This window comes from Streptomyces sp. NPDC091412, assembly GCF_044756885.1.
GTDB lineage: Bacteria > Actinomycetota > Actinomycetes > Streptomycetales > Streptomycetaceae > Streptomyces.
On the sequence record NZ_JBIVTV010000003.1, the window covers coordinates 279,478 to 305,847 of the forward strand.

Annotated in this window: 18 protein-coding genes; 9 read left to right on the forward strand and 9 right to left on the reverse strand. The window is 71.9% G+C overall.

The window, feature by feature from the left end:
* Positions 1-20: 20 nt before the first annotated feature.
* The 5 genes from ACIQMV_RS09375 to ACIQMV_RS09395 all read left to right on the forward strand — a co-directional run bounded on the left by ACIQMV_RS09375 (position 21) and on the right by ACIQMV_RS09395 (position 9,079).
* Positions 21-1,736, forward strand: coding sequence for a stealth family protein (locus ACIQMV_RS09375; protein WP_402592455.1), 1,716 nt, complete (start codon positions 21-23; stop codon positions 1,734-1,736).
* Entirely contained in the window at positions 1,733-2,704 is a 972-nt protein-coding gene (locus ACIQMV_RS09380; protein ID WP_141357298.1) for a hypothetical protein, read from the forward strand. The genes ACIQMV_RS09375 and ACIQMV_RS09380 overlap by 4 nt, the downstream gene beginning before the upstream one ends.
* Positions 2,704-5,580: a stealth conserved region 3 domain-containing protein gene (locus tag ACIQMV_RS09385; RefSeq protein WP_402592168.1), complete on the forward strand. Its 2,877-nt coding sequence runs from the start codon at positions 2,704-2,706 to the stop codon at positions 5,578-5,580. The genes ACIQMV_RS09380 and ACIQMV_RS09385 overlap by 1 nt, the downstream gene beginning before the upstream one ends.
* 65 nt (positions 5,581-5,645) lie before the next feature.
* Positions 5,646-7,649: a PIG-L family deacetylase gene (locus tag ACIQMV_RS09390; protein ID WP_402592169.1), complete on the forward strand. Its 2,004-nt coding sequence runs from the start codon at positions 5,646-5,648 to the stop codon at positions 7,647-7,649.
* A gap of 41 nt (positions 7,650-7,690) precedes the next feature.
* Complete coding sequence (locus ACIQMV_RS09395) at positions 7,691-9,079, forward strand: GDSL-type esterase/lipase family protein (protein WP_402592170.1); 1,389 nt, start codon at positions 7,691-7,693, stop codon at positions 9,077-9,079.
* Between the two features lie 104 nt (positions 9,080-9,183).
* Here the strand turns inward: ACIQMV_RS09395 and ACIQMV_RS09400 are convergent, their stop codons facing one another.
* From ACIQMV_RS09400 to ACIQMV_RS09415, 4 genes are all read right to left on the reverse strand, one after another.
* Positions 9,184-11,310 carry a 3-hydroxyacyl-CoA dehydrogenase NAD-binding domain-containing protein gene (locus ACIQMV_RS09400; protein ID WP_402592171.1) on the reverse strand — a complete coding sequence of 709 codons (2,127 nt, stop codon included), beginning with the start codon at positions 11,308-11,310 and terminating at the stop codon, positions 9,184-9,186.
* Entirely contained in the window at positions 11,307-12,524 is a 1,218-nt protein-coding gene (locus ACIQMV_RS09405) for a thiolase family protein (protein ID WP_402592172.1), read from the reverse strand. The genes ACIQMV_RS09400 and ACIQMV_RS09405 overlap by 4 nt, the downstream gene beginning before the upstream one ends.
* A gap of 118 nt (positions 12,525-12,642) precedes the next feature.
* Positions 12,643-13,671, reverse strand: a complete 1,029-nt coding sequence (locus ACIQMV_RS09410) for a LacI family DNA-binding transcriptional regulator (RefSeq protein ID WP_402592173.1) — start codon at positions 13,669-13,671, stop codon at positions 12,643-12,645.
* Positions 13,668-16,133 (reverse strand): glycoside hydrolase family 2 protein, encoded by a 2,466-nt coding sequence (locus ACIQMV_RS09415; protein WP_402592174.1) that lies wholly within the window; start codon positions 16,131-16,133, stop codon positions 13,668-13,670. The genes ACIQMV_RS09410 and ACIQMV_RS09415 overlap by 4 nt, the downstream gene beginning before the upstream one ends.
* Before the next feature lie 169 nt (positions 16,134-16,302).
* Between ACIQMV_RS09415 and ACIQMV_RS09420 the strand changes: the two genes are divergently transcribed.
* From ACIQMV_RS09420 to ACIQMV_RS09430, 3 genes are read left to right on the forward strand one after another with little or no spacing between them, the layout of a single operon-like run.
* A complete protein-coding gene (locus tag ACIQMV_RS09420; protein WP_402592175.1) occupies positions 16,303-17,613 on the forward strand; it encodes an ABC transporter substrate-binding protein in 1,311 nt (436 codons plus the stop codon).
* A complete protein-coding gene (locus tag ACIQMV_RS09425) occupies positions 17,613-18,548 on the forward strand; it encodes a carbohydrate ABC transporter permease (RefSeq protein WP_401779573.1) in 936 nt (311 codons plus the stop codon). The genes ACIQMV_RS09420 and ACIQMV_RS09425 overlap by 1 nt, the downstream gene beginning before the upstream one ends.
* Positions 18,545-19,375: a carbohydrate ABC transporter permease gene (locus ACIQMV_RS09430; protein WP_141357278.1), complete on the forward strand. Its 831-nt coding sequence runs from the start codon at positions 18,545-18,547 to the stop codon at positions 19,373-19,375. Before ACIQMV_RS09425 ends, ACIQMV_RS09430 begins: the two co-directional genes overlap by 4 nt.
* A gap of 90 nt (positions 19,376-19,465) precedes the next feature.
* On the opposite strand, the gene ACIQMV_RS09435 is transcribed toward ACIQMV_RS09430, so the two are convergent.
* From ACIQMV_RS09435 to ACIQMV_RS09445, 3 genes are all read right to left on the reverse strand, one after another.
* Positions 19,466-20,755 (reverse strand): ribonuclease D, encoded by a 1,290-nt coding sequence (locus tag ACIQMV_RS09435; protein ID WP_402592176.1) that lies wholly within the window; start codon positions 20,753-20,755, stop codon positions 19,466-19,468.
* Positions 20,756-21,029: 274 nt separating this feature from the next.
* Positions 21,030-21,692 (reverse strand): response regulator transcription factor, encoded by a 663-nt coding sequence (locus ACIQMV_RS09440; RefSeq protein ID WP_100572546.1) that lies wholly within the window; start codon positions 21,690-21,692, stop codon positions 21,030-21,032.
* Between the two features lie 347 nt (positions 21,693-22,039).
* Positions 22,040-22,723, reverse strand: a complete 684-nt coding sequence (locus ACIQMV_RS09445) for a DUF3000 domain-containing protein (protein WP_141357274.1) — start codon at positions 22,721-22,723, stop codon at positions 22,040-22,042.
* A 125-nt stretch (positions 22,724-22,848) separates the two neighbouring features.
* Here ACIQMV_RS09445 and hemE point away from each other — a divergent pair, with 125 nt between their 5' ends.
* Positions 22,849-23,919, forward strand: coding sequence for a uroporphyrinogen decarboxylase (gene hemE / locus ACIQMV_RS09450; RefSeq protein ID WP_401779582.1), 1,071 nt, complete (start codon positions 22,849-22,851; stop codon positions 23,917-23,919).
* 80 nt (positions 23,920-23,999) lie between these two features.
* On the opposite strand, the gene ACIQMV_RS09455 is transcribed toward hemE, so the two are convergent.
* Both ACIQMV_RS09455 and ACIQMV_RS09460 read right to left on the reverse strand, forming a co-directional pair.
* Positions 24,000-25,346, reverse strand: a complete 1,347-nt coding sequence (locus ACIQMV_RS09455) for a glutamine synthetase family protein (protein ID WP_402592177.1) — start codon at positions 25,344-25,346, stop codon at positions 24,000-24,002.
* A gap of 222 nt (positions 25,347-25,568) precedes the next feature.
* Entirely contained in the window at positions 25,569-26,363 is a 795-nt protein-coding gene (locus ACIQMV_RS09460) for a FadR/GntR family transcriptional regulator (RefSeq protein ID WP_402592178.1), read from the reverse strand.
* Between the last annotated feature and the right edge of the window lie 7 nt (positions 26,364-26,370).

Below are 26,370 nucleotides of genomic sequence, written 5' to 3' on the forward strand. Positions count from 1 at the left end.
CCGTGGGGGCCCGGCGCCGGATACCGGGCCCACTGCGCACGTCGGTGAAACGTTCGCTCGCCTCCGCCGACGCCGTGCGCTCCGCCGTCATGGTGCGGGCGATGGGCGGTCAGGGCCGAGGCGGCAAGCGCACGTCCGACGGTCCTCTGCGCGTCGTACGGGAAGCCGGCAAGCATCTGCGCGCGGTGGAGGTGCCCGGCGCCACCGCGTGGGCCGCCCGTGCGCGCAACCTCCACATTGTGGTCTCCCTGCTGGAGGAAGCCGGGATCGACTACTTCTGCGTCCGCGGCGCGAAGTCGTCCGTGGTGCCGTGCGTGGCCGTTCCCGCCCGGCGGCGGGCCGACTTCGAGGAACTGCTCCAGCTCGCCTTCGTGGAGCACCCCGGATACATCGGGACCTCCCCGGCGCAGTTGCGTCCCGGGTCCGCGCCGGGAAGCTGGCGGGCGCTGCGCGGGCAGGACGTGCTGCGGGTGACGTGGGTCGTCTGCGACCCCAGCGCGCGCCTGGTGTTCGGCGGCGAGTACGGCTGCGACATCGAGTTCTGGACCGAGCGGGACGGCCTGCTCGTCGCGCCGCGGCCCAACAAGGTGGCGACCGAGGTCCCGCTGGACGCGGGCCGCTGCTGGGCGGAGCAGAAGCGTTTCAGCGCGGTGCCCGGCCCCTACACCACCGGCCGGGCGCGCACCCTGCCCGAGTTCGTGGCCGCGCTGCCGGACGACCACCTCTTCCCGATCGACGTCGTCTACACCTGGGTGGACGACTCGGACACGGTCTGGCGGGCCCGCCGCGACGCGGCCCGCGGGCAGCTCACCTCCGCCCGGGAGGGCGCTCTGCACGAGCAGGCGGCCAACGACGCCCGCTACACCAGCCGGGACGAGCTGAGGTACTCGCTGCGCTCGATCCACCAGTACGCGCCCTGGGTGCGCAACATCTTCCTGGTCACGGCCGGCCAGGTGCCGTCGTGGCTCAACACGGACTTCCCCGGGATCCGCGTGGTGGACCACCGCGAGATCTTCTCCGACCCCAGTGCGCTGCCGACGTTCAACTCCCACGCGATCGAGAGCCAGTTGCACCACATACCCGAGCTCTCGGAGCACTTCCTGTACCTGAACGACGACGTCTTCTTCGGGCGACCCGTGCATCCGGGCCACTTCTTCCACGCCAACGGGCTGACCAAGTTCTTCCAGTCCAAGGCCCTGATCCCGTCCGGGCGGACCAGCGCGGAGGACCTGCCCGTCAACGCGGCGGGCAAGAACAGCCGCGGCCTGATCGCCCAGTACTTCGGCACCGTCATCTCCCAGAAGATGAAGCACACGCCGCACGCGCTGCGGCGCAGTGTGCTGGCCGAGATCGAGCAGGTCTACAACCAGGCGCACCGGGTGACCCAGCACTCCCGCTTCCGCTCGCCCAGCGACGTACCGATCGCCTCTTCCCTGCACCACTACTACGCCTACCACTCGGCACGCGCCACGGTCGGTGACATCCGCTACGTCTACATCGACCTGGCGGACGGGCTGGCCAAGCGCCGGCTCGACACCCTCCTGGCCCGCCGCAACTTCGACACCTTCTGCATGAACGACACCGTCACCGCCGCAGACCCCGAGGCCCAGTCCCGCATGGTCGCCACCTTCCTGGAAAACTACTTCCCAGTAGCCAGTCCCTTCGAGACAGCCTCCGGCGCCGTGGCGCCGCGCAGGCCGGCCCCTGCGGCAGAACTGGGGTACGCGGGCTCATGACCTCCCGATCCAAGCGCCCCGCCACGACCGCAGGCGGGGCCGGTCGCCCGCGCCGCCGCCTGCGCGCCGGCGCCGTCGCCCTGCGCAACCGGCTGCTGGGTGTCCTCGTCCCGCTGCGCAGCAGGCGCGCGGCCCAACTGCGCTACGCCGCGATCCTCGACGGCCAGACGGTGAACCTGCACGCCGAGTTGCCCGCCCGCGCGGGCCTGCCCGAGCGGGCGGAGGTCGTCCTGCAGCGCGGGCGCCGCCGTTACCCCGGCGAGGCCCGTCTCCACGAGGGCCCGGCCGGCGAGATCCTGGTCGACGCCGCGGTCCTGCTGGGCGCCGACGTCGGCGGTGTGCCCGTCGGCACCGGACGCTGGCGGCTGAGGCTGCGGGTGCACACCGGCCGCCGCTCGCGCACGCTCCCGCTGCTGCTGCTTCAGCCGCCCGTGCCCTACGAAGGACCCACCAAGCCGATGACGGCCTCGCCGGTCACCGGCGAACGCCACCGGCTCGGCCGCTCCTTCCGCGGCAGCGCACGGGTGGTCAGCACCGCTGCCCGGCCCGCCGTGGAAGTGGCCAAGGTGCACCTGACGCACGCCGGGGTCACCGTCGACTTCCGCGTCCTGGGCACCCGGGTCGAAGCGCCCTGGGTGGACTTCGTCGCCTCCGGCCGCCGGATCGAGCAGGCGGTCACCGCGCTCGGCCCCGACGGCTTCCGCGTCACCGTCCCGCTGGGGGAGATGCCGCCCCGCGGCAGCCGCCCCGACCACTGGGACGTCGTCCTGCGCGACCGCGACGGACGCTCGATGCGGCTGGGACGCAGGCTGCACGACGTACGCAACCCGCTGCGCGTCTTCGCCATGCGCAGCCTCGCCATCACACCGCCCGGCCAGGCGCCGCTGATCGTCCAGCCGCGCTACACCCCCGCCGGCAACTTCCGGGTCACCTGCACGCGCATGCCCGAGGCGGGCCGGACCGACTGATGAAGATCACGTTTCTGCTGACCACGGCCGACGCCGTCGGCGGCACCGAACGGGCCGTTTTCAACCAGGCCTCCGAGCTCGCCGCCCGGCACGAGGTGCGGGTGCTCAGCGTCTTCAGGAGCAGGCGCGAGCAGTTCTTCACGCCCGACGAGCGGGTCCGTGTCGACTACCTGGTCGACCTCACCTCCCGTCCGCCCCGCCCGGTGCGCCGGACCTCGGTGGACGACTCGGTGTGGGCCGGACTGGCCGCCCAGCCCAGCCGGATCGTCGACCCCTCCTGGGAGTCGGCGTTCAACCGGCTGTCGGACCTGGAACTCGAACTCGCGCTCCAGGACACCGACACGGACATCCTGGTCACCACCACGCCCGCGCTGATGGCGCTGGCCGTCCACCTCGTCCCCGCCCACGTCGTCACCGTCCACCAGGAGCACCGCGTCTCCGAACTGCGCGGCACCAGCGGCGAGCCGCTGCGCCGCTACGCCTCCCGGCTGGACGCGCTGGCGGTGCTGAGCGAGCGCACCCGGGACTGGTTCGCCGAGACCCTGGGCGACGCCGCTCCCCGCCTGGAGGTCGTGCCCAACGCCCTGCCCAGCGGCTTCCGGCCCCGCTCGACGCTGAAGACCCGGACGGTGGTGATCGCCGGCCGGCTCGTGGCGGAGAAGCAGATCGACCACGCCGTCACGGCCTGGGCGACCGTCGCGCAGGCGTACCCGGACTGGCAGCTGCGGATCTTCGGCGACGGGCCGCTCAGCGGTGCCCTGCGCCGCCAGATCGAGATGCTCGGACTGCACGACTGCGTGCAGCTCAACGGCAACTCCCCCCATCTGGCGGAGGAGTGGGCCAAGGCCAGCATCGCGGCACTCACCTCCCGCAACGAGGCGTTCGGCCTGGTCCTCGCGGAGGCGCACGCGGCCGGTGTCCCGGTGGTCTCCTACGACGCGCCCAACGGCCCGCGCGAGGTGGTCATCGACGGGCAGACCGGCGTCCTCGTCCCGCCCGGCGACACCGACGCCCTCGCCTCCGCGCTGATGTTGCTCATCCAGAACTCCGAGCTGCGGCAGCGGATGGGCGCCGCGGCCCTGGCGTCCGTCAACCGCTTCTCGCCCACCGTGGTCACCGCCCACTGGGAGCGCGTCTTCCACGAACTCGTGGCCCAGCGGGACAGCGGCGCCCGCGCGGTCCTCAAGGCCGAACGCGAGGCCCTGCACGCCTTCCGCAGCGGGTCCGACGGCATCGTGCCCGCGGCGGCCGCCACTCCGGCCACCACCGTGCGCACCTCCGACCAGCGCGCGCTGGAAGGACGCCTGCTCAAGCGGCGCGGCCTGGTGCAGGACGGCGGCCAGGTCTGCCGTCTGATGGAGTGGCAGTCCCCGTGGGACGTCGTCCAGCAGAACCTGGCCCTGGTGGCCGACGCGCTCGAAGAGGCCGACATCCCCTACTTCGTCGTACGCGACCACCTCGTACGGCACACCGTCGCGGTGCACGCCGTGCACCGCGAGGCGGTCTTCAAGGCCCTCGCCGAACGGTACGCGAAGGAAGCCGTGTACGCCGCCGTGCTCAACGAGGGGCAGAAGACGGTCGCCACCGTCCTCGCCGGTCTCGTCGCGCCGTACGCCGACACCCCCTCGTCCGGTGTCCGGGTGTACCAGAACGTGGTCTCCCACTCGCGCATCCTGCGGCTCGGCGCCGTCTACGGCTGCACCGTGTCCTTCTGGGACACCGACCCCGACGACGAGTCCGGGGCGCACCTGAAGGCTCCCGCGCGCACGCTCATCGGAGACCGGGTGCCGAACAGCGCCCTGCGCCGGCGCCCGATCACTCTCGGCAACCGCCACTACCCGACGATCGACGCCTTCCAGCACGTGCTGCACGGAGACGTCGACTTCCCCGTGGACGCCGTCTACACCTGGGTGAACGGCGCCGACGTCTCGTGGCTGGAGCGCAAGAACGCCGCCCTGGCCGCCATGGGCATGGAGACCGAGGACGCGGCCACGAGCGCGGCCCGGTTCCGGGACCGGGACGAACTGCGCTACTCCCTGCGCTCCATCGACATGTACGCGCCCTGGATCCGGAACATCTACCTCGTCACCGACCAGCAGGTACCGTCCTGGCTCGACCTCTCGCACCCGCGTGTGCGCGTCGTGGACCACACCGAGATCTTCGCCGGGCGCGGCGCGCTGCCCACGTACAACTCCCATGCCATCGAGAGCCAGTTGCACCACATCGAGGGCCTGGCCGAGCACTTCCTCTACTTCAACGACGACGTGTTCGTCGGGCGGACCCTCCAGCCCAGCACGTTCTTCCACGGCAACGGGCAGGCGAAGCACTTCATGTCGCCCACCTCCGTCCCGATGGCCCCGCCCTCCTACGAGGACGAGTTCAACATCAGCGCCGCGAAGAACAACCGCGCGCTTGTCGAGGAGTCCTTCGGGCAGACGCTGGTGCACTCGTTCCTGCACGCGCCGCACCCGCTGCGCCGCAGCGTCCTGGCCGACATCGAGGAGCACTACCAGGAGGCGGTGGCGACCACCGCGGCCAACCGGCTGCGCAGCCACAGCGACGTGTCCGTGGCGTCCTCGCTGCACCACTACTACGGGTTCCACACACTGCGCAGCGTCCCCGGCAGCATCTCGTGCGGTTTCGTCAACGTCGGCCTGAGCGAGCACGCCCCCCGGCTGAACCGGATCCTCAACGTCCGCCCGCACGACGTGTTCTGCCTGAACGACTACCACGACGGCGACGTGCCCGAGGACGAGCAGGACGCCGTCCTCGCCGCGTTCCTGCCCAGCTACTTCCCGGTGCCGAGCCAGTTCGAGACCGGATCGCAGCGCAACCAGCTCGCCCACGAGGGCCGCCTGCCGGACTGGCCGCTGTGACCTCCGGCAGCCCGGAACCGCACGCACCGCCCACCGCCCGCCCGTCCGCGACCGAGGAGACCGCCATGCAGTCCGCCGAGGGCAGTACGTCACAGGCTTCGCTCATCCAGGTTCTGGCGCATCCGGACGACGACCTCTACTTCATCAACCCCGACCTGCAACGGGCGCTGGAGGCCGGCCACCGGGTCACCAGCGTCTACCTGACGGCCGCGGAGGCCGACGGGCGCAACATCGACACCCGCGACCCGGACCGCCTGGACAGCCCGCCGGACTACGAGGGGTACGCGGAGGCGCGCCAGCACGGACTGCGCGCCGCGTACGCGGCCATGGTGACGGGCAAGCGCGACAGCGAGTGGGCGCGCGACGTCGTCTCGTTCTCGACCGGAGTGATGGCCGAGCGCTCGACGCTGCTCGCGGCACCGCACGTCCAGCTGTTCTTCTTCGGACTGCGCATGGTCGACGCCCAGCACGGATTCGCGGCCGACGTGCCGACCGCCCGGCTGGCCACGCTCTGGACCGAGCAGGCGACCGCCCAGCTCACCCTGATCTCCGCCGAGTCCCCGCTGCGCCGGCCCCAGGAGATCACCCGGGACGGGCTGCTGCGCTCCCTGGTCGAGCTGCTGCACCACACGCGGCCCGCCCAGTTCTGGACCATGGACCCCGACCCGTGGCACACCGCCTGGGACGACAAGCGCGGGCCGGCGTCCAGCGACCACCAGGACCACACCGCGACGGCGCAGTTCGCCCTGGCCGCCCTGGAGCAGTACATCCAGCAGGGCGGTACACCTCCGCTCGTGGACCACTGCGTCGGCTACGGCAACAAACTCTGGCCCAGCAACCTCACCGAGCACGCCTGGGACGAGAAGAAGCGTGTGATCGAGGTGTACACCTCCGCCGACGGACACGACTGCCGCCACCGCTACTGCGGTGACCGGCAGTTGTCCGACGGCTCCGACATCCGCCGCTACGGATGGAGCACGCGGACCCGGTACGAGGGCGGCACCGACTGGCTCCACCTCCAGGCCGACGGCCGGCTCGCCGCCTACGCCGTCCTCGGCGGCCGGGTCGCGGTCTGGACCGAGAGTGCGCCGGGCAGCGGCAGTTGGGGCGGGCCGGCCTTCCTGCCGGGTGCCGGCCTCGGCCCGGCCCTGTCCGTGGCCGCGGACCGCGACGGCGGAGTGCACCTCGTCGGCCTGCGCCGCACCCCGGGACCGGGCGGGCAGGTGGACGTGGAGGTCGTACGCATGTGGCGGCAGGCGCACACCGGGGCGACGACACCCTGGGAGAGCCTCGGCAACCCCAACGAGCGGTCGAACGACTGGCGGCGCTGCCGGGAGGCCGGCGTCCCGGAGGCCGTGGTCGACCCCTCGGGACGGCTGCACGTCTTCCTGCGCAACTTCGGATCCGGCATCAGCGCCCGCCGCGAGACCGGCGAGGGCTGGGGCGCCTGGGAGGACCTGGGCGGCCGCGGGATGCAGGACTGCCTGAGCGCGGTGCTGAAGTCCACCGGCCGGATCCAGATGTTCGCCGCGAACCGCACCGGCGCAGTGCACTGGTTCCAGGAGGACGTCTACGGCCCGTACAAGCTCCAGGACGGTGTGACGTCGGCCGACCCGGACGCCTGGCGGCCCGTCGGCGGCCTCACGCCGTTGCAGATCGGGCGCAACCGCATGGCGGTCTTCTACCGCGAGGAGGAGTCCGGCGAAGTGATGTGGGTACGGCAGCGACCGGACGGCCGGTGGAACGAGCGCGTCGAACGGCTGGGCGGGCACGGCGGAACCGGCAGGATCGCGGCCCTGCGGCAGCCCACCGACCGGCAGGACGCCGTCGTCCTCGCCCGCCGCAACGGCCGCAACCGGCTGAGCACCGCGGTCCTCGCCGCGCAGGGCCGCGAGCAGACGCCGGAGTGGACGGACCACGACGTGCTGACGGCCCGTCCGCCCGCCCTCGCCCTCGACCACGCCGGACGGGTCGTGGTGGCGGTGCTGGGCACGGACTCCCGGCTGCGCGTGATGCGGCAGCACGCACCGGACGCCGCCGCCGGCTTCGGGCCGTCGACCGTCGTCTGATCCCGCCGACCACAGCACGGCCTGACGGAACAGAGGAAGACTTGAGGAAGATCTGCATCATCGGGAACTCGGTGGCCGCGTCGCGCACCGCCGAGGAGGCACCGCTCGCCGGCTGGGGGCAGTACCTCGGCGAATTCCTGACCGAGCACTACGAAGTACGCAACTACGCCCGCGACGCCATGACCCTGCGCGGCTACTTCACCGAGCGGTTCGCCACCCTCCTCAGCGTCCTCAACCCCGGCGACCTGGTCCTGATGGCCTTCGGCAACGTCGAGCAGCGCATCAACCAGCTCAACCGCCACCACGGGCCACGCGAGTACAAGGAGTACCTGCGCCTGTACGTCGACGCCGTACGGGGCGAGGGCGCCGTCCCCGTGCTGCTCACCCCGGCGGCCCGCTGCACCTTCTCCGAGGCCGGGAACGTCCTGGACACCCATGACGGATATCCCGAACTCACCCGGGAGGCGGCGGCGGAGAACGGGGTCCCCCTGATCGACATGACCGCCTTCACGACGGCGATGCTCGCCGAACTGGGGCCCACGCGAGCACGCAGGCTCTACCGGTGGCTGGATCCGGGCGAGCACCCGAACCACCCCGACGGCATCATCGACGCGAGCCACTACAACGACCTGGGGGCGCGCGAGGTCGCCCGCCGGATGGCCATGGTCGTCGCCGACTCGCCGGACCTGCCGCCCGACATCGTCGACCCCCGGCGTCTCACCCCCGGCACGATGCCCCCGGTGCTCGCCGAGTTCACCATGAGCCACCCCGAGACGGCGCTCACCCTGGCGCCGAGCCTGCCCGACGCGCCCGTCGTCACCTCGCCGGCCCCCGGCCAACTGATCGGCGCCGCACGCAAGCTGGCCGGCAAGGCACCCGCCGGCACGGGCTACGTCCTCTTCTACGAGGAGGGCCGCTACCTCGGAGGCACCGCCGTCTCCGCCGCCGGGACCTGGCAGTGGCGCCGAGTCGTCAACTGGACCGCGGGACCCCACACCGTCCAGGTGCTCGGCGCCGACGGCAACGCCGTCTCACGGACCTCCACGGTGGACTTCCACGTCCTCGACCGCATCGACCCGCCGCAGGTCGTGGGCCCGCGGCCGAACGCCTGGACCGGCCCGCGCCCCCGTTTCTCCGGCAAGGCGCCGCGCGGCGCCCAGAAGGTCATGGTCCTGGAGCAGGGCCGGCTCATCGCCGAGGCACCCGTCCAGGAGGACGGCACCTGGCGGGTCACCCACGCCCACGCGTGGCGGCCCGGTTCCTACACGGTCGAGTTCGTGACGGTGTTCAGCGCCATCCACTCGGCGCCCGCCTCGCTGACGGTGCGCGTGCACGGCGTTCCCGAGGACAACTGGCTGCACACGTCGTTGTCCTCCCGTGAACCCTGCTCCGGGACGTGCGCCCATTACCCGGCGATGCCCACCTGGTGACCTGACGGTTCCCTCCGCCGCCGAACGACCGGCGGTACGCGTCCGCCCCTGCCACCGCGGTGGGCGACAGGGGCGGACGGGAGTGCCGTGGCGGGCGAGAGGCGTTACGCCGGGACGCTCGCCACCCCCGGCTCCAGGAACCGCCTGCCGTTCACACGCTCCGACACGCCCTCGCGGTCCAGGTACGGCGTGATGCCGCCCAGGTGGAAGGGCCAGCCGGCGCCGGTGATCAGGCAGAGGTCGATGTCCTGGGCCTCGGCGACGACGCCCTCGGCCAGCATCAGGCCGATCTCCTGCGCGACCGCGTCGAGCACCCGCGCCCGCACCTGCTCCTCCGTCAGGACGGTGTCGCCCTGCTTGAGCAGTGCGGCGACCTCCGGGTCCAGCTCGGGCCTGCCGCTGTCGTAGACGTAGAAGCCGCGCTTGCCGGCCTCGACGACCGCCTTGAGGTTCGGGGAGACCGTGAAGCGGTCCGGGAACGCCTGGTTGAGGGTCTCCGAGACGTGCAGGCCGATCGCCGGGCCGACCAGTTCGAGCAGGACCAGGGGGGACATGGGCAGGCCGAGCGGCTCCACCGCCCGCTCCGCCACCTCGACCGGGGTGCCCTCGTCGATGACGTTCTGGATCTCGCCCATGAAGCGGGTCAGGATGCGGTTCACGACGAACGCCGGGGCGTCCTTGACCAGCACCGCGGTCTTCTTCAGCTTCTTGGCGACCGCGAAGGCGGTGGCCAGGGAGGCGTCGTCGGTCTGCTCGCCGCGCACGATCTCCAGCAGGGGGAGGATCGCGACCGGGTTGAAGAAGTGGAAGCCCACGACCCGCTCGGGGTGCCTCAGCTTCGACGCCATCTCCGACACGGAGAGGGAGGAGGTGTTCGTGGCGAGGATCGCGTGCGCCGGGGCGACCGCCTCGACCTCGGCGAACACCTTCTGCTTGACGCTCATCTCCTCGAACACGGCCTCGATGACGAAGTCCGCGTCCGCGAAGCCCTCGGCCTTGTCCAGGACACCGGTGACCAGCGCCTTGAGGCGGTTGGCCTTGTCCTGGTTGATACGGCCCTTGCCGAGCAGCTTGTCGATCTCGGCGTGGACGTAGCCCACACCCTTGTCGACGCGCTCCTGGTCGATGTCGGTCAGGACGACCGGCACCTCGAGGCGGCGCAGGAAGAGCAGAGCGAGCTGGCCGGCCATCAGACCGGCGCCGACGACACCGACCTTGGTGACCGGGCGGGCCAGGTTCTTGTCCGGGGCGCCGGCGGGGCGCTTGCCGCGCTTCTGCACCAGGTTGAACGAGTAGATGCCGGAGCGCAATTCGCCGCCCATGATCAGGTCGGCGAGCGCCTGGTCCTCGGCGTCGTAACCCTGCTGGAGGTCACCGTTCTTGGCGGCCTCGATGATCTCCAGGGCGCGGTAGGCGGCCGGGGCGGCGCCGTGCACCTTGGAGTCGGCGATGAAGCGGCCCTTGGCGACGGCCTGGTCCCAGCCCTCGCCGCGGTCGATCTCCGGGCGCTCGACCGTGACGTCACCCTTGAGGACCTTGGCCGTCCACAGCAGCGACTGCTCCAGGAAGTCGGCACCCTCGAAGAGGGCGTCGGCGATGCCGAGTTCGAAGACCTGCTTGCCCTTGAGCTGCCTGTTCTGGTTCAGCGAGTTCTCGATGATGACCGAGACGGCCTTGTCGGCGCCGATCAGGTTCGGCAGCAGGGTGCAGCCGCCCCAGCCGGGGACCAGACCGAGGAAGACCTCGGGCAGCGAGAACGCGGGGATCGCCTTGGAGACGGTCCGGTAGGTGCAGTGCAGACCGACCTCGACGCCGCCGCCCATGGCCGCGCCGTTGTAGTAGGCGAAGGTCGGCACGGCCAGCTCCGACAGCCGCTTGAAGACCTCGTGGCCGCCCGTGCCGATGGCCAGCGCGTGCTCGCGCTCCTTCAGCAGCTCGACGCCCTTGAGGTCGGCGCCGACCGCGAAGATGAACGGCTTGCCGGTGATGCCGATGCCGGCGATCGCACCCTCGGCCGCTTCCTTCTCGACCTGGTCGATCGCGGCGTTCAGGTTGGCGAGCGAGGCCGGGCCGAAGGTGGTCGGCTTGGTGTGGTCCAGGCCGTTGTCCAGTGTGATCAGCGCGAAGCGGCCGGCGCCGAAGGGGAGGTCGAAGTGGCGGACGTGCGCGCTGGTGACGACCTCGTCGGGGAACAGGCCCGAGGCCTGCTTCAGAAGCTCGGTGGTGTTCACTTGTCCCCCTCGAAGTGCGGGTTCTCCCAGATGACCGACGCGCCCATGCCGAAGCCGACACACATGGTGGTCAGGCCGTAGCGGACGTTCGGCTGCTCCTCGAACTGGCGGGCCAGCTGCGTCATCAGACGGACGCCGGAGGAGGCCAGCGGGTGACCGAAGGCGATGGCGCCGCCGTACTGGTTGACGCGCGCGTCGTCGTCCGCGATGCCGTAGTGCTCGAGGAAGGCCAGGACCTGGACGGCGAAGGCCTCGTTGATCTCGAACAGGCCGATGTCGGAGATGGACAGGCCCGCCTTGGCGAGCGCCTTCTCGGTGGCCGGGATCGGGCCGTAGCCCATGACCTCGGGCTCCACGCCGGCGAAGGAGTAGGAGACCAGGCGCATCTTGACCGGCAGGCCGTTCTCGCGGGCGAAGTCCTCGCTGGCGATGACCGACGCGGTGGCACCGTCGTTCAGACCGGCCGCGTTGCCCGCGGTGACCCGGCCGTGCACACGGAACGGCGTCTTCAGGCCCGCGAGGTTCTCCACGGTGGTGCCCGGACGCATCGGCTCGTCGGCGGTCACCAGACCCCAGCCGGTCTCGCCGGCCTCGGGGCTGGTGCGGCGCACCGAGATCGGCACCAGGTCCTGCTGGATCTTGCCGTTGGCGTACGCCTTGGCGGCCTTCTCCTGCGAGCGCACCGCGTACTCGTCGGCGCGCCGCTTGGTGATGCTCGGGTAGCGGTCGTGCAGGTTCTCGGCGGTCATGCCCATGAACAGGGCCGACTCGTCCACCAGCTTCTCGCTCACGAACCGCGGGTTCGGGTCGACGCCCTCGCCCATCGGGTGGCGGCCCATGTGCTCGACACCACCGGCGATGACGGCGTCGTAGGCACCGAAGGCGATCGAACCGGCGGTGGTCGTCACGGCGGTCAGCGCGCCGGCGCACATCCGGTCGATGGAGTAGCCCGGCACGGACTGCGGCAGACCGGCGAGGATGCCGGCGGTGCGGCCGAGAGTCAGGCCCTGGTCACCGATCTGCGTGGTCGCGGCGATGGCGACCTCGTCGATCTTCTTCGGGTCCAGGCCGGGATTGCGGCGCAGCAGCTCCCGGATCGCCTTGACGACGAGGTCGTCGGCGCGAGTCTCGTGGTAGATGCCCTTCGGGCCCGCCTTGCCGAACGGGGTGCGGACGCCGTCGACGAAGACGACGTCCTTGACGGTACGAGGCACGATGGCTCTCCTCCAGGGTGCGGGACGGCACTGCCGCGCAGCGCTGAGCGCGCGCTCAGCCTCCATGCTACTCGTGGGTAATGTGACTGCCCAGTCCCCGCGCCCACAGCGGCGAAGGTCACACTGCCGGCGGTGCCGTCGAACCCCGCGGCGTCAGCACCGGAGTCGGCACGGGATGCGAGCCCGGACCCTCCTCCAGCAACAGGCCGAACAGCGTGCGGGCCACGTCCGCGCCGAAGCCGTGCACGTCGTGGCTCATCGCCGACAGCGTCGGGTGGGTCAGCCGGCACAGCTGGGAGTCGTCCCAGGCCAGCAGGGACACGTCGGCCGGGACGCGCAGGCCCATCTCCGCCGCCACCGACAGTCCGGCCACCGCCATGATGTCGTTGTCGTAGACGATCGCCGTGGGCCGCTCCGGCGGGGCCGCGGACAGCAGCGAGCGCGTCGCCCGCGCCCCCGTCTCGCCGGAGAAGTCGGTCGCCACCTGCCACGCCCCGGCCAGCCGAAGGCTCCGCGCCGCCGCGTCGAACGCCGCCGCGCGGATCGCCGTGTGCCCGAGGGCCGCCGCGCCGCCGACCCGGGCGATCCGCCGGTGCCCGAGCGCCGCCAGGTAGCGCACGGCCTCGGCGACCGCGGTGGCGTCGTCGGTCCACACCGAGGTGAGCCCGCCGGTCAGCGACGGGTGTCCCACGGCGACCGCGGGCAGTGCGATCCGCCGCGCCACGGCCGGGCGGGGATCGTCGGTGCCGAAGTCGACCAGGATCGAGCCCGCGATCTGCCGTGCCTTCCACCACGTCTCCAGCAGGCCCGCCTCCTCCCGCGATTCGCGTACGAGCCGCAGCAGCAGCGAGCAGGAGTGCTCGGCGAGGACGCTCTCCACCCCCGATATGAACTCCATGTAGAAGGGTTCGAGCCCGAGCAGCCGGGCCGGCCGGCAGATCGTGAGCCCGACCACGTCCACGCGCGAGCCGGCCAGCGACCGGGCGGCCGGGTTCGGCGCCCAGCCCAGCTCGCGCGCGGCCCGGAAGATGCGGTCGCGGGTCGCCTCCGAAAGGCCCGGCTTGCGGTTGAACGCCAGCGACACCGCCCCTTTGGACACCCCGGCACGGGCGGCGACGTCCTTGATGGTGACGCGGGGTGCCGTCATCGCGCGGGCTCCACGCAGTACAGGGCCGACCGGACGGCGTCGGCCGCCTCCCGGCCGCCGGGGATCCTCCAGCCGTCGACACCGATGGTCACCCGTTCACCGGGGAGCAGGGTGACCAGCCCCGTGTCGGCCCGCGCGGCCGGGTCCAGCCGGTCGGCCTGGAGCAGCAGGTCCCGCACCAGGGTGCGGGCGGTCACGGTGACCGCGTCCGGGGCGACGGACACGTCATACTCGGGCCTCGGAAAGAGGAATTCGCGGTCAGGCACCGGGAAGTGCAGGGCGCGCAGGCCTCCTTCGCTCTCGGTCTCTGCCTCAAGTTCTCGACTTCGCTCGAACAGGGGGGACCCCCCTGACCGGGGGGACCCCCACGCGTCCGCGACCAGGAACTCCTTCGGGCCGGCCGGCACCAGTTCGGGCGGGACGGCGACGTCCGCGACCGTGCGCGCCGCGGCGCGCAGGGCCGTGCGCGTGGAGGCGACGACCTCGCCGTCGACGTTCATCCGGCGCAGGGTCAGTTCACCCGCCCAGGGCGCACCCGACTGGTTGACCGCGGCCAGCACCAGTTCGCCGTCCCGCGCCCGGAGGGTCAGCAGCCGGTCCGCGTAGAGCCGTTTCAGCTCGTGGTACAGGGGCTTCTCCCGCCCGTCGCCGTCGATCGCCGCCCAGGACGTCACCGGCCAGCAGTCGTTGAGCTGCCACACGACGGTGCCCGCGCACACCGGCCAGTGCGAGCGCCAGTGCTCGATGCCGGCGGCCACGGCCCGCGCCTGGTTGAGCTGGGTGAGGTAGTGCCAGCGGCCGAAGTCCCCCTCGGGCGGGGCGAAGTGCGGGGCCAGCCCGCGCTCCAGCTTGCCGTTGCCGTCGTCGGCCTTCTGGTGGTGCAGCATGCCGGCGGAGTCCGGGGCGAGCTCCTCGCCGGGCAGCGCGCGGCGCAAGGTCGCGTACGCGGGCGGTGCCTGCCAGCCGAACTCGGCCACGAAACGCGGCACGTTGAGCCGGTAGTCCGCCCAGTCGCGCCGGTTCCACACCTCCCACGAGTGGTGCGTGCCGTGCGCCGGGTCGTTGGGGTGGTGCGCCCAGGACCCGGACCAGGGGCTGCCCGCCGTGTACGGCCGGGTCGGGTCGAGTTCGGCCACCACCCGGGGCAGTAGCCCCAGGTAGTACCCCTCGCCCCACGAGTCGCCGGCCAGCCGCGGTTCCCAGCCCCAGTCCCGGAAGCCCCACAGGTTCTCGTTGTTGCCGTTCCACAGCACGAGCGAGGGATGCGGCATCAGGCGTACGACGTTCTCGCGGGCCTCGGCCTCCACCTCGCCGCGCAGCGGCTGCTCCTCGGGGTAGGCGGCGCAGGCGAACGGGAAGTCCTGCCAGACCAGCAGGCCGAGTTCGTCGCAGGCGTCGTAGAAGTCCTCACTCTCGTAGATGCCGCCGCCCCAGACCCGGACGAGGTCCACCCCCGCCGCGGCCGCCTGGCCCAGCCGCTCCCGGTACCGTTCGCGGGTGATCCGGGAGGGGAACACGTCGTCCGGGATCCAGTTGACGCCCCGGGCGAACAGGCGCTCCCCGTTGACCACGAGGGTGAAGCCGCTGCCGTGCTCGTCGGCGGAGGTGTCCAGTTCCACGGTCCTGAAGCCGATCCTGTGACGCCGCGCGTCCAGCACCTCCGTGCCGTGCAGCAGCGTCAACTCCAGCTCGTACAGCGGCTGTCCGCCGTACCCCCGGGGCCACCACAGGTGGGCGTCCGGCACCCGGAGCCGTACGACGGCGGCCGTGCCGTCGACGGCCGCCCGTGCCCGCACCCCTCCCACCCGGGCCTCGACGGCGAGTTCGGCCTCGGAACGGGTCCGCTCCACCCCGACGTGCACCTCGACCACGCCCGTGCCGTCCTCGACGGTGACGACAGGGCGCACCCGCTCGATCCTGGCCGTGGACCACGACTCCAGCCGCACCGGGCGCCAGATGCCCGCCGTGACCAGCGTCGGTCCCCAGTCCCAGCCGAAGGAGCAGGCCATCTTGCGGATGTGGGCGAAGGGTTCGGCATAGGCGGAGGGCCGCTCTCCGACACGTGCGCGCACGGCCTCCGCCTCGGTGTACGCGGAGTCGAAGCGCACCGACAGGTTCCCCCGGCGGTCCGTCACGTCGAAACGGTACGAGCGGTGCATGTTGCGCACGCGGCCGAGCCGCCCGCCGTCCAGGGTGATCTCGGCGGCGGTGTCGAGCCCGTCGAAGACCAGGTCGGTCCGCTCGTGCTCCGAGCCGGTCTCCAGCCGCCTCTCGTACGTCCACTCCCGGCGGCCCACCCAGGCCACGTCCGCCTCGTTCCGGCCGAGGAAGGGATCCGGGACGAGCCCCGCGGCCAGCAGATCCGTGTGCACGCAGCCCGGCACGGCCGCCGGGAGCGCCGCACCCGCGTCGTCGGGGTGTCGCAGGATCCATCCCTCGGTGAGCGGTGTGGCCCGAAGCATGCGCTCTCCCTAAACCGGTCCAACCCAACTGGCCTGTGGTGTAGCAGCGTTGGCGAGATTCGGACTTTACCGGTTGAGAAAGCGCTGTCAGAGTGCCGAACCAGCCAACCCGGCCGTCCGGCCGGCCCATCCGCAGTGCTCGTCCGTCCGCAGAACGGAGCTGACGCACATGAACCGCCGCACTTTTCTCGCCGCGACCACCGCGGCCCTGCTGCTCACCGGGTGCACCGGCACCGGAGGCGTCTCGAAGGGACAGGACGCCGAGGCACCCGACGACCCCGCGAAGGTGAGCGGGACCATCACCGTCCTCACCCAGCGCACCGACCTGGTGCAGGACGGCACGATGAAGAAGTACGCCGCCGCGTTCAACCGGACGTACCCGAAGGTGAAGGTCGAGTTTCAGGCGCTCACCGACTACGAGTCCGAAGTCAAGATCCGGATGAACACCGAGAACTACGGCGACGTCCTGATGATCCCCGGGGTGATCAAGAAGAGCGACTACCCGAAGTTCTTCGCCTCGCTCGGCACCCGGGCCGAGCGCGCCGAGAAGTACCGGTTCACCGACTTCACCACGGTCGACGGCAAGGTCTACGGGCAGAGCCCGATCGGCGTGATGCCCGGCTTCGTCTACAACAAGAAGGTCTGGGAGCGGGCCGGGATCACCGAGTGGCCCACCACGTCCGCCCAGTTCCTGGCCGATCTGAAGGCCATCAAGGACAGGACCGGCGCGACCCCGTACTACACCAACTTCGCCGCCCAGTGGCCGCTGACCTCCTGGACCTACGTCAACGGCTCCGTGCACTGCGACACCGGCGCGACGACGAAGCTGGCCGAGGGCGACCCCTGGGCGCGGGGCGCGGACCTGCGGGTCGGCGACACCCTGCTGTACGACATCGTGCGTCGGGGCCTGGCCGAGAAGGACCCGACCACCACCAACTGGGAGGCCTCCAAGGCGCGGCTGGCCAAGGGCGAGATCGCCACGCAGTGGCTCGGCACCTGGGCGATCATCCAGTTCCAGGACGCGGCCGAGAAGGCCGGAGTGGACCCCGGCGACATCGGGTTCATGCCCTTCCCGGCCCAGACGGACGGCACGTTCTGCGGGGTCGTGGGCCCCGACTACAACCAGGCCGTCAACATCCACTCCCGGCACAAGGCCGCGGCCCGTGCCTGGATCGACTGGTTCACCGACCAGTCCGGCTACGACAAGGACAACCTCGCCATCTCGCCGCTGAAGGACGCGCCCCTGCCGGCGGTCCTCACGCCGTACCGGGACGCGGGCGTGAAGCTCATCGAACTGGACGACACCGCCGGCGCCCGGGTGAAGCTGATCGACGACGAGTCCGAGATCGGCATCTACAAGCCCGGCTACCGGCAGAACCTCGTCGACCTCGCGCGCGGTGCCCGCAAGGGCAGCCTCGACGGCTTCCTGGACGACCTCGGCGGGAAGTGGACGGCGGCGCGGAAGAACGCGGGGTCCTGATGACGGACACCACCGCCGGGCCGGCCGCGCCGCCCGTCGCCGCCGCCCCGGCCCCCGTCCCGCGCCGCGCGCGCGTGCGGCGGGGGCTGACCCCCTGGCTCTTCCTGCTCGCCCCGCTCGCCCTGCTGATCACCTTCACCTACGCGCCGGTCGCCAACATGGTCGCGTACAGCTTCACCGACTGGGACGGGGTGAGCCCCGAGCTGCACTACACCGGCGGCCACAACTACACCGAACTGTTCACCCGCCCCGAGCTGTTCGAGGTGTTCTTCGTCAGCGGCTACTACCTGGCCGCCTCCGCCGTGCAGATCGCCGCCGCCCTCTACTTCGCCACCGTGCTCAGCTTCGACGTGCGGTTCAGGAACTTCTTCAAGGGCGTGCTCTTCTTCCCGTACCTGATCAACGGCGTCGCGATCGGCTTCGTCTTCCTCTACTTCTTCCAGGACGGGGGCACCCTCGACTCCGTCCTGGCCCTGTTCGGCCGGCACTCCTCGCACGCCTGGCTGGGTACGCCCGTCTCCGCGAACACGTCGCTCGCCGGGGTCTCCGTCTGGCGCTACCTGGGCCTGAACTTCGTCCTGTTCCTGGGCGCGATCCAGTCCATCCCGGGGGAGCTGTACGAGGCCGCCGAACTGGACGGGGCGAACCGCTGGCAGCAGTTCCGGCACATCATCGCGCCCGGCATCAAGCCGGTGCTGACCCTGACCGTGATCCTGTCCGTCTCCGGCTCGCTGTCGGCCTTCGAGATCCCGTACATCATGACCGGCGGGGCGACCGGCACCGAGACCTTCGTGATCCAGACCGTGAAGCTGGCCTTCCAGTTCAACAAGACGGGGCTCGCCTCGGCGGCCGCGGTCGTGCTGCTGCTGATCATCCTGGCGGTGACCTGGGCCCAGCGGCGCCTCGTCCCCGACGACAGGGTGGACCTGGTATGACACGCCGCATCGTCGCCCGGACCCTGGTGTACACCTCGCTGGCCGCCGCGTCGTTGGTCGTGCTGCTCCCGCTCGGTGTGGTCCTGATGACCTCGCTGAAGACGCCGGAGGAGATGGCCGACGACGGCGGGGCGCTCACGCTCCCCGGCGATCCGCTGAACTTCCGCAACTACGCCACCGCGTTCCAGGACGGCCGGATGCTCTCCGCGTTCGGCAACACGGCCTTCATCCTGGTCTTCGCCATCGGCGGCACCGTGCTGATCGGCTCCATGACGGCCTACGCCATCGACCGCTTCACCTTCCGCTTCAGGAAGCTCGTGGTGGCGCTGTTCCTGGTCGCCGCGCTGGTCCCCGGTGTCACCACCCAGGTGGCGACCTTCCAGATCGTCAACGGCTTCGGCCTGTTCGACACGCGCTGGGCGCCGATCGCCCTCTACATGGGCACGGACATCGTGTCGATCTACATCTTCCTCCAGTTCGTCCGGTCCATCCCCCTGTCCCTGGACGAGGCGGCCCGCCTGGACGGCGCCAACGCCTTCACGATCTACCGGAAGATCATCTTTCCGCTGCTGAAGCCCGCGATCGCGACGGTCGTGATCGTGAAGGGGATCACCGTCTACAACGACTTCTACATCCCCTTCCTCTACATGCCCTCCGAGGATCTTGGCGTGATCTCGACGTCCCTGTTCCGCTTCCGCGGCCCCTTCGGCGCCCACTGGGAGACGATCTCGGCAGGAGCGGTTCTCGTCATCCTGCCGACCTTGATCGTCTTCCTGTTCCTCCAGCGTTTCATCTACAACGGCTTCATGAAGGGGGCGACCAGGTAGGGCACGGGCACCCGGGCGACGGGGGAGGCACGCTCGGCCGGACAGGTCCTGAAGGTCTCGGGCGCCCCTGGCCGCCAGTGCCGACCAGTCCTAGGCGCCCCCGGCCGCCAGCGCCTTCACCAGCACCGGCGTGACCTGCTCCACCTGCCAGGGCCGCGCACCGTACCCGGCGAGGGCGTCGCCGACCGACTCGGCGTCGGCGCCCTTCGGCGGCTCCCAGCACAGGCGCCGTACGGTGTCCGGCGCGACGAGGTTCTCCTGCGGCATGTTCAGCCGCTCGGCCAGCTCCGACACCGCGGTCTTGGCGGCGGCGAGCCGCGCCGCCGCCACCGGGTCCTTGTCGGCCCACGCCCGCGGCGGCGGAGGCCCGGTCACCTGCTGCCCCTGCTGCGGCAGCGCCGACTCCGGAAGGGCCTTGGCCCGCTCCACCGCGCTCTGCCACTGCTCCAGCTGCCGCCGGCCGGTCCGGTGCCCGAAGCCGTTCAGCGCGGTGAGCGCCTGCACATTGGCCGGCAGGGCGAGCGCGGCCTCCACGATGGCCGCGTCGGAGAGCACCTTGCCGGGCGACACGTCCCGCCGCTGGGCGATCCGGTCCCGGGTCTGCCACAGCTCCCGCACGACGGCGAGCTGCCGCCTGCGGCGCACCTTGTGCATTCCGGAGGTGCGCCGCCAGGGATCCTTGCGCGGCTCGGCCGGCGGCGCCGAGGCGATGGCGTCGAACTCCTGAAGCGCCCACTCCAGCTTGCCCTGCCGGTCCAGCTCCTTCTCCAGGGCGTCGCGCAGGTCGACGAGCAGCTCCACGTCGAGCGCCGCGTACCGCAGCCACGGCTCGGGCAGCGGCCGGTTCGACCAGTCGACGGCGGAGTGGCCCTTCTCCAGGACGAAGCCCAGCACGCCCTCGACCATCGCGCCGAGCCCGACCCGCGGGTACCCGGCCAGCCGGCCGGCCAGTTCGGTGTCGAACAGGCTGGTCGGCAGCATGCCTATCTCGCGCAGGCACGGCAGGTCCTGGGTGGCCGCGTGCAGCACCCACTCGACACCGGCCAGCGCTCCGCCGAGACCGGACAGGTCGGGGCAGGCGACGGGGTCGATCAGCGCCGTGCCGGCGCCCTGGCGACGCAGCTGCACCAGGTAGGCGCGCTGGCCGTAGCGGTAGCCGGAGGCCCGTTCGGCGTCGACGGCGACGGGGCCGGAGCCGGCCGCGAGCGCGGCGGTCACCTCGGCGAGCGCGTCCGCGTCGGCGATCACGGGCGGGATGCCCTCACGGGGTTCGAGCAGGGGGATCGGCGCCCCGGTGCCAGAAGATCCGCCGTCGTCCGGAGGGGCGCCTCCGGTGGTTCGCAGTGAGCTGTCTGCTGCGGTCTCTTGGGCGTCGGTCACATGTCAAGAGTATCCGTGGATGGACGGCGCCCGCCGACGGAACGTTCCGTCGGCGGGCGCCGGGGGGTCGTAAACCGGTCAGGCAGGTGATACGTCCGGTGCACGACCGGCAGGGGGCACGCGCGGAGCGCGACCGGGGGGACGACCGGGGGGAGGGGACGGTTTCTCGGGTGGACGGATCGGGTGCTGAACGTGCTGACGGGGGGACGGGGGAGAGGTGAGCGGGGGATCGGGGATGGTGACGGACAAGCCGGGAAAGGGCTGGTCGGGGCGGTCAGTGGATGATGCCGGTCCGCAGGGCCACGGCGACCATGCCGGCCCGGTCGCCGGTGCCGAGCTTGCGGGCGATGCGGGCGAGGTGGCTCTTGACGGTCAGCGCGGACAGGCCCATCGAGACGCCGATCGCCTTGTTCGACTGACCCTCCGCGACCAGCCGCAGAACCTCGACCTCGCGGCCGGAGAGCTCACGGAAACCACCCGGATGGCTCGGGGCGCCCGGGGGGCGGCGGTGCAGTCGGGCGGCAGCGGCGCCGATGGGGGCGGCGCCGGGCCGGGTGGGTAGCCCGACGTTGGTGCGGGTGCCGGTGACGACATAGCCCTTGACACCGCCGGCCAGGGCGTTGCGCACCGCCCCGATGTCGTCGGCGGCGGACAGGGCCAGGCCGTTGGGCCATCCGGCGGCACGGGTCTCGGACAGCAGCGTGAGCCCGGAGCCGTCGGGCAGGTGGACATCGGCCACGCAGATGTCACGCGGATTACCGATACGGGGACGGGCCTCCGCGACGGACGACGCCTCGATGACGTCACGGACTCCGAGCGCCCACAGATGACGGGTGACGGTGGAACGGACGCGCGGGTCCGCCACGACGACCATGGCGGTCGGCTTGTTCGGGCGGTAGGCGACCAGGCTTGCGGGCTGCTCGAGGAGAACGGACACCAGGCCTCCTGGGGGGTGGGGGGACGGGGCCGGCTTGTGGGGATGAAGCCGGGAAGAACCGTGCTTGCAAGGTCACAGTGGTCTTCGGCACCAAACCCGCTGTCCTTTAGAGAATGATCACGATCTGGTGAGTGACCGAGCGTTTAATTCGAACGCATTGTCGATAATCCGAAGGTCGAATCGGTTCACTTGGGTGTCGTTCGGGAGCGATACCTGCCTGAAAGTGGCCGTATCGACAAAGAAACGGCAAGAAGCCGGTGAGGTGCCCGGACAGGTGTACGCGCACGGGTGCGGGGCCTCGTCAGCGTGGGTGCCCGTTTCCCGTCAGCGCGAGGACGGCTCCGCCGTCAGCGTGACTGCGGGCCGCGCCGCTGCGGCAGCGTCACCACCGACGCGTCCCCCGGACCGGCCGGCGGCAGCCCGGCGACCTGGGCGAGCAGATCGCACCAGGACGCCAGGTGCGCCGCGGTGTCCGGCACCCCGCCCAGCCCCTCCCGGGGCGTCCAGGAGGCGCGGATCTCGATCTGCGAGGCGGCCGGTCGGGACGACAGCCCGCCGAAGTAGTGCGAACTCGCACGCGTGACGGTCCCGCTCGGCTCGCCGTACAACAGCCCGCGCGCCTGGAGCGCCCCGGTCAGCCACGACCAGCACACGTCCGGCAGCAGCGGGTCGGAGGCCATCTCCGGCTCCAGCTCCGCGCGCACCAGCGTCACCAGCCGGAAGGTGCCCCGCCAGGCGTCGTGCCCGGCCGGGTCGTGCAGCAGCACCAGCCGGCCGTCGGCCAGGTCCTGCTCCCCGTCGACGACGGCGGCCTCCAGCGCGTACGTGAACGGGGCGAGCCGCTGCGGCGGCGGGACCTGCTCGATCTCCAGCTGCGGCCGCAACCGCGCGGACCTCAGCGCCTCGACCGCCGCTTGGAAGGGCAACGGGGCCTGAGCCGCCCTGCTCGCATCGCAGTCCCCCTTTCCCGGATCCTTCGGATCGTCCGTTCCGCCAGTGCCGTCCGACAGTCGTCCCTGAGCCGCAGCCATGCCGGGAAGATTAAGGGGAACCGGGCCTTTGTGCAGGGCAAGACACCCCGCCGCCGTCGGCGGCGCCGTCCGGGGGCCGCACACCGGGGCCTTCGCGTCATCGGGGGCATGCGAGACTTGCGGGCGTGAGTGCCAACCAGACGCCCGCAAGCCGGCAGCCGCAGACAGCCACCTACGACTCCGCCTTCCTGAAGGCGTGCAGGCGTGAACCCGTGCCGCACACGCCCGTGTGGTTCATGCGGCAGGCCGGGCGCTCCCTGCCCGAGTACCGCAAGGTGCGCGAGGGCATCCCGATGCTCGAGTCCTGCATGCGCCCGGAGCTGGTCACCGAGATCACCCTCCAGCCGGTCCGCCGGCACAACGTGGACGCGGCGATCTACTTCAGCGACATCGTCGTGCCCCTCAAGGCCATCGGCATCGACCTCGACATCAAGCCCGGCATCGGCCCGGTCGTCGAGCGTCCGGTGCGCACCCGTGAGGACCTCGCGCGGCTGCGCGACCTGACCCCCGAGGACGTCTCCTACGTCACCGAGGCGATCGGCCTGCTCACCCGCGAACTCGGGTCCACCCCGCTCATCGGCTTCGCCGGCGCCCCCTTCACCCTCGCGAGCTACCTCGTGGAGGGCGGCCCCTCCCGGACGTACGAGAACGCCAAGGCGATGATGTACGGCGACCCCGAGCTGTGGGCCGACCTGCTCGACCGCCTCGCCGCCATCACGACCGCCTTCCTGAAGGTGCAGATCGAGGCGGGCGCGAGCGCCGTGCAGCTCTTCGACTCCTGGGCCGGCGCCCTCTCGCCGGTCGACTACCGCCGCTCGGTGCTGCCCGCCTCCGCCAAGGTCTTCGAGGCCGTCGCCGGGTACGGCGTCCCGCGCATCCACTTCGGCGTCGGCACCGGCGAGCTGCTCGGCCTGATGGGCGAGGCCGGCGCGGACGTCGTCGGCGTCGACTGGCGGGTCCCCCTCGACGAGGCCGCGCGCCGCGTCGGCCCCGGCAAGGCGCTCCAGGGCAACCTCGACCCGACCGTGGTGTTCGCGCCCCGGAAGGCCATGGAGGCCAAGGCCCAGGAGGTGCTGGACGCGGCCGCTGGACTGGAGGGCCACATCTTCAACCTCGGCCACGGCGTCATGCCCTCGACCGACCCCGACGCGCTCACCCACCTCGTCGAGTACGTCCACACGCAGACCGCCCGCTGACCCGCCGCCCTTCCTCCCGGTGCCAGGCGCACCGGGAGGAAGGACAGAGCGCGGGCCCTTCGGCGGCCGGTCGCCGGCCGTCAGTACCGCAGGCGGGTGGCCGCCACGATGCTCTGCGGGGTCGCCCCCTCGAACCGCGCGGCCTCCGCACGCCGTACGGCGACGACCGCGCCGAACAGCGGCTCCCCGAGCGCCTCGCGCAGCACCGCCGACCGCTCGAAGTGCGCCAGCGCCTCGGTGAGCGAGGTGGGCAGCCGCTTGTGCCCTCCCACCTCGGCGGGGTCACCCACGACGGGCGGCGGGAGGGTCGCGGCGGTGTCGATTCCGGCGAGGCCGGCGGCGATGACCGCGCCCACCGCCAGGTAGGGGTTGGCCGCCGCGTCGAAACTCTTGATCTCGGCGTTCGCCGCCCAGTCGGCGTCCGGCGCCCCGGCGACGAAGCGGATCGCGGCCTCCCGGTTCTCCGGGCCCCAGCACTGGAACGCGCCGGCCCAGCGCGAGGGTTCGAGCCGCAGATAGCTGGCGGCCGAGGGCGCACCGAGGGCGAGCAGCGCGGGCAGCTCCCGCAGGACGCCCGCGAGGAACGCCTCGCAGACCGCCGTCATGCCGTGCCGGCCGTCCCCGTCCCGGCACAGGTTCCGGCCGTCCTGCCAGAGACTGAGGTGCAGGTGGCGACCGTTGCCGACCGCTCCCGCCTCGACGACCGGGGCGAACGACGCCGTCAGCCCGTGCCGCGCGGAGACCGCCCTGACCGTCTCCCGCACGAGCACCGCCAGATCGGCCGCTCCCACCGGGTCCGAGGGTGCCACGGACACCTCGAACTGGCCGGGCGCGTACTCCGGGTGCAGCTGCTGCACGGCGACACCCTGCGCGACGAGGGCGTCCAGTACGTCGCGCAGGTAGTCGGACAGCTCGACGAAGCGTGCCATGCCGTACGCGGGGCCCGCGGCCGGGCGGGACGGGGACGGGTCCGCGTCCCGGCCGACCACCCACTCGGTCTCGAAGCCCATCCGCAGGGCGAGACCGCGTTCGGCGGCCCGCTCGGTCATCCGCCGGGCGAACAGACGTTGACAGCCGGGGTACGGAGTGCCCCGCTGGTCGTGGCGGTCGGCAGGCGCCCAGGCCCAGCCGGGCTGCGCGGCCAGCGGGGTCAGCCGGTCGAGGTCGGGCAGGAGCCGCAGGTCGCCCTCGGGGGCGCCGGTGAGCCCGCCGCCGGTGACGGAGTCGTCGGCCAGGAACAGGTCGAAGACCGGCGGCATGGCGACACCCCACCGCACGGCGTCGGGCAGCGCCGAGACCGGCACGGTCTTGATACGGGTGATGCCCGCGGTGTCCACCATGGTGAGGACGACCCCGGTCACTCCCTGCGCCGTCAGCCGGTCGGCCTCCCCGGCCGCCCGGGCCCGCTCCTCGCGCGCGGTGGACATGGCATCCTCCTTCACCGCGTGCGGCCGTGATCGGCTCCGCGGTCGTGCTCTTGAGTGTGATCGCCGCCGGGGCGCCGACGGCCGAGGCCCCTGCCCCGGATCACTTCGCTGATGTGGGCGAACGCCGCGGCGGCCGGGTGCGGGTGCCGGGGCCGGCCGCGGGTGCGCCGGGCCGGCCGGGGCAGGGGTGCGCCCGGCGCGGCAGTGGACCGCCCGTTCCGGTCAGCGTCGGTCGAGGAGGTCCATGAACATGCTCTTGTGGAGTTCCTCGACATGCCGGCGCGCCACCTCGGCCGCCTCCGCCGCGTCCCCGCGCAGAATCGCCTTCACCAGGGCGCGGTGCTCGTCGTTGGAGTGGCGCAGGAAGTCCAGCGGGTAGGGCAGGTAGTAGCGGTACAGCTCCCGTAGCACGGCGCCGTAGGGCTCGGCGACGGAGTCGAGTCCGGTCGCGGCGGCCACCGCCATGTGGAACCGCTCGTCGCAGCCGTGGAACTCCGCCCAGCTCGGGGCCCGGTCCATCTCATCGACCAGCCGGTCCAGTTCCCGCGCGGACTCCGGGCCGAGGCCGCGGACCGCGGCCAGATGGGCGACCCCGCACTCCAGGACGAGCCGGTGGTCGATCAGCTGGTGCACGTCGGCCGATGCCGCCCGGTACGTCTCGATGGCCCCGACCGTCGAGTGCGCGGGCCGCTCGGCCACCAGCGTCCCGCCGGTGCGGCCGCGTCTGCGCTCCAGCACGCCCTCCTTGCACAACGCCACCAGGGCCCGGCGGACCGTGATCTCGGAAACGCCCAGGGCCTCGGCGATCCGGTCGCTGCCCGGCAGCCGCTCACCGGGCGCCAGCAGGCCGAGATCGACGGCGAGCGCGATCCGGGCCCGTACGACGTCCAGGGCGGACAGCCGCCGGATGGCGGTGAGCGGCGGCGCGTTCAGGCCGTGCGTGGCCTGCTCCGCGCGCGCCGGGCGGGAGTTCACGGGGGAGCCGGGCATGGCGACACCGTACTCAAAAGTGCTCATCTTGAAC

Excerpts from the sequence above, each read along its gene's own strand:
- ACIQMV_RS09430 (WP_141357278.1), top strand. The coding sequence starts at position 18,545 with ATGACACGCCGCATCGTCGCCCGGACCCTGGTGTACACCTCGCTGGCC.
- ACIQMV_RS09455 (WP_402592177.1), bottom strand. The coding sequence starts at position 25,346 with ATGTCCACCGCGCGCGAGGAGCGGGCCCGGGCGGCCGGGGAGGCCGAC.
- ACIQMV_RS09425 (WP_401779573.1), top strand. The coding sequence starts at position 17,613 with ATGACGGACACCACCGCCGGGCCGGCCGCGCCGCCCGTCGCCGCCGCC.
- ACIQMV_RS09460 (WP_402592178.1), bottom strand. The coding sequence starts at position 26,363 with ATGAGCACTTTTGAGTACGGTGTCGCCATGCCCGGCTCCCCCGTGAAC.
- ACIQMV_RS09410 (WP_402592173.1), bottom strand. The coding sequence starts at position 13,671 with ATGACGGCACCCCGCGTCACCATCAAGGACGTCGCCGCCCGTGCCGGG.
- ACIQMV_RS09385 (WP_402592168.1), top strand. The coding sequence starts at position 2,704 with ATGAAGATCACGTTTCTGCTGACCACGGCCGACGCCGTCGGCGGCACC.
- ACIQMV_RS09445 (WP_141357274.1), bottom strand. The coding sequence starts at position 22,723 with ATGGCTGCGGCTCAGGGACGACTGTCGGACGGCACTGGCGGAACGGAC.
- ACIQMV_RS09415 (WP_402592174.1), bottom strand. The coding sequence starts at position 16,133 with ATGCTTCGGGCCACACCGCTCACCGAGGGATGGATCCTGCGACACCCC.
- ACIQMV_RS09420 (WP_402592175.1), top strand. The coding sequence starts at position 16,303 with ATGAACCGCCGCACTTTTCTCGCCGCGACCACCGCGGCCCTGCTGCTC.
- ACIQMV_RS09380 (WP_141357298.1), top strand. The coding sequence starts at position 1,733 with ATGACCTCCCGATCCAAGCGCCCCGCCACGACCGCAGGCGGGGCCGGT.
- ACIQMV_RS09390 (WP_402592169.1), top strand. The coding sequence starts at position 5,646 with ATGCAGTCCGCCGAGGGCAGTACGTCACAGGCTTCGCTCATCCAGGTT.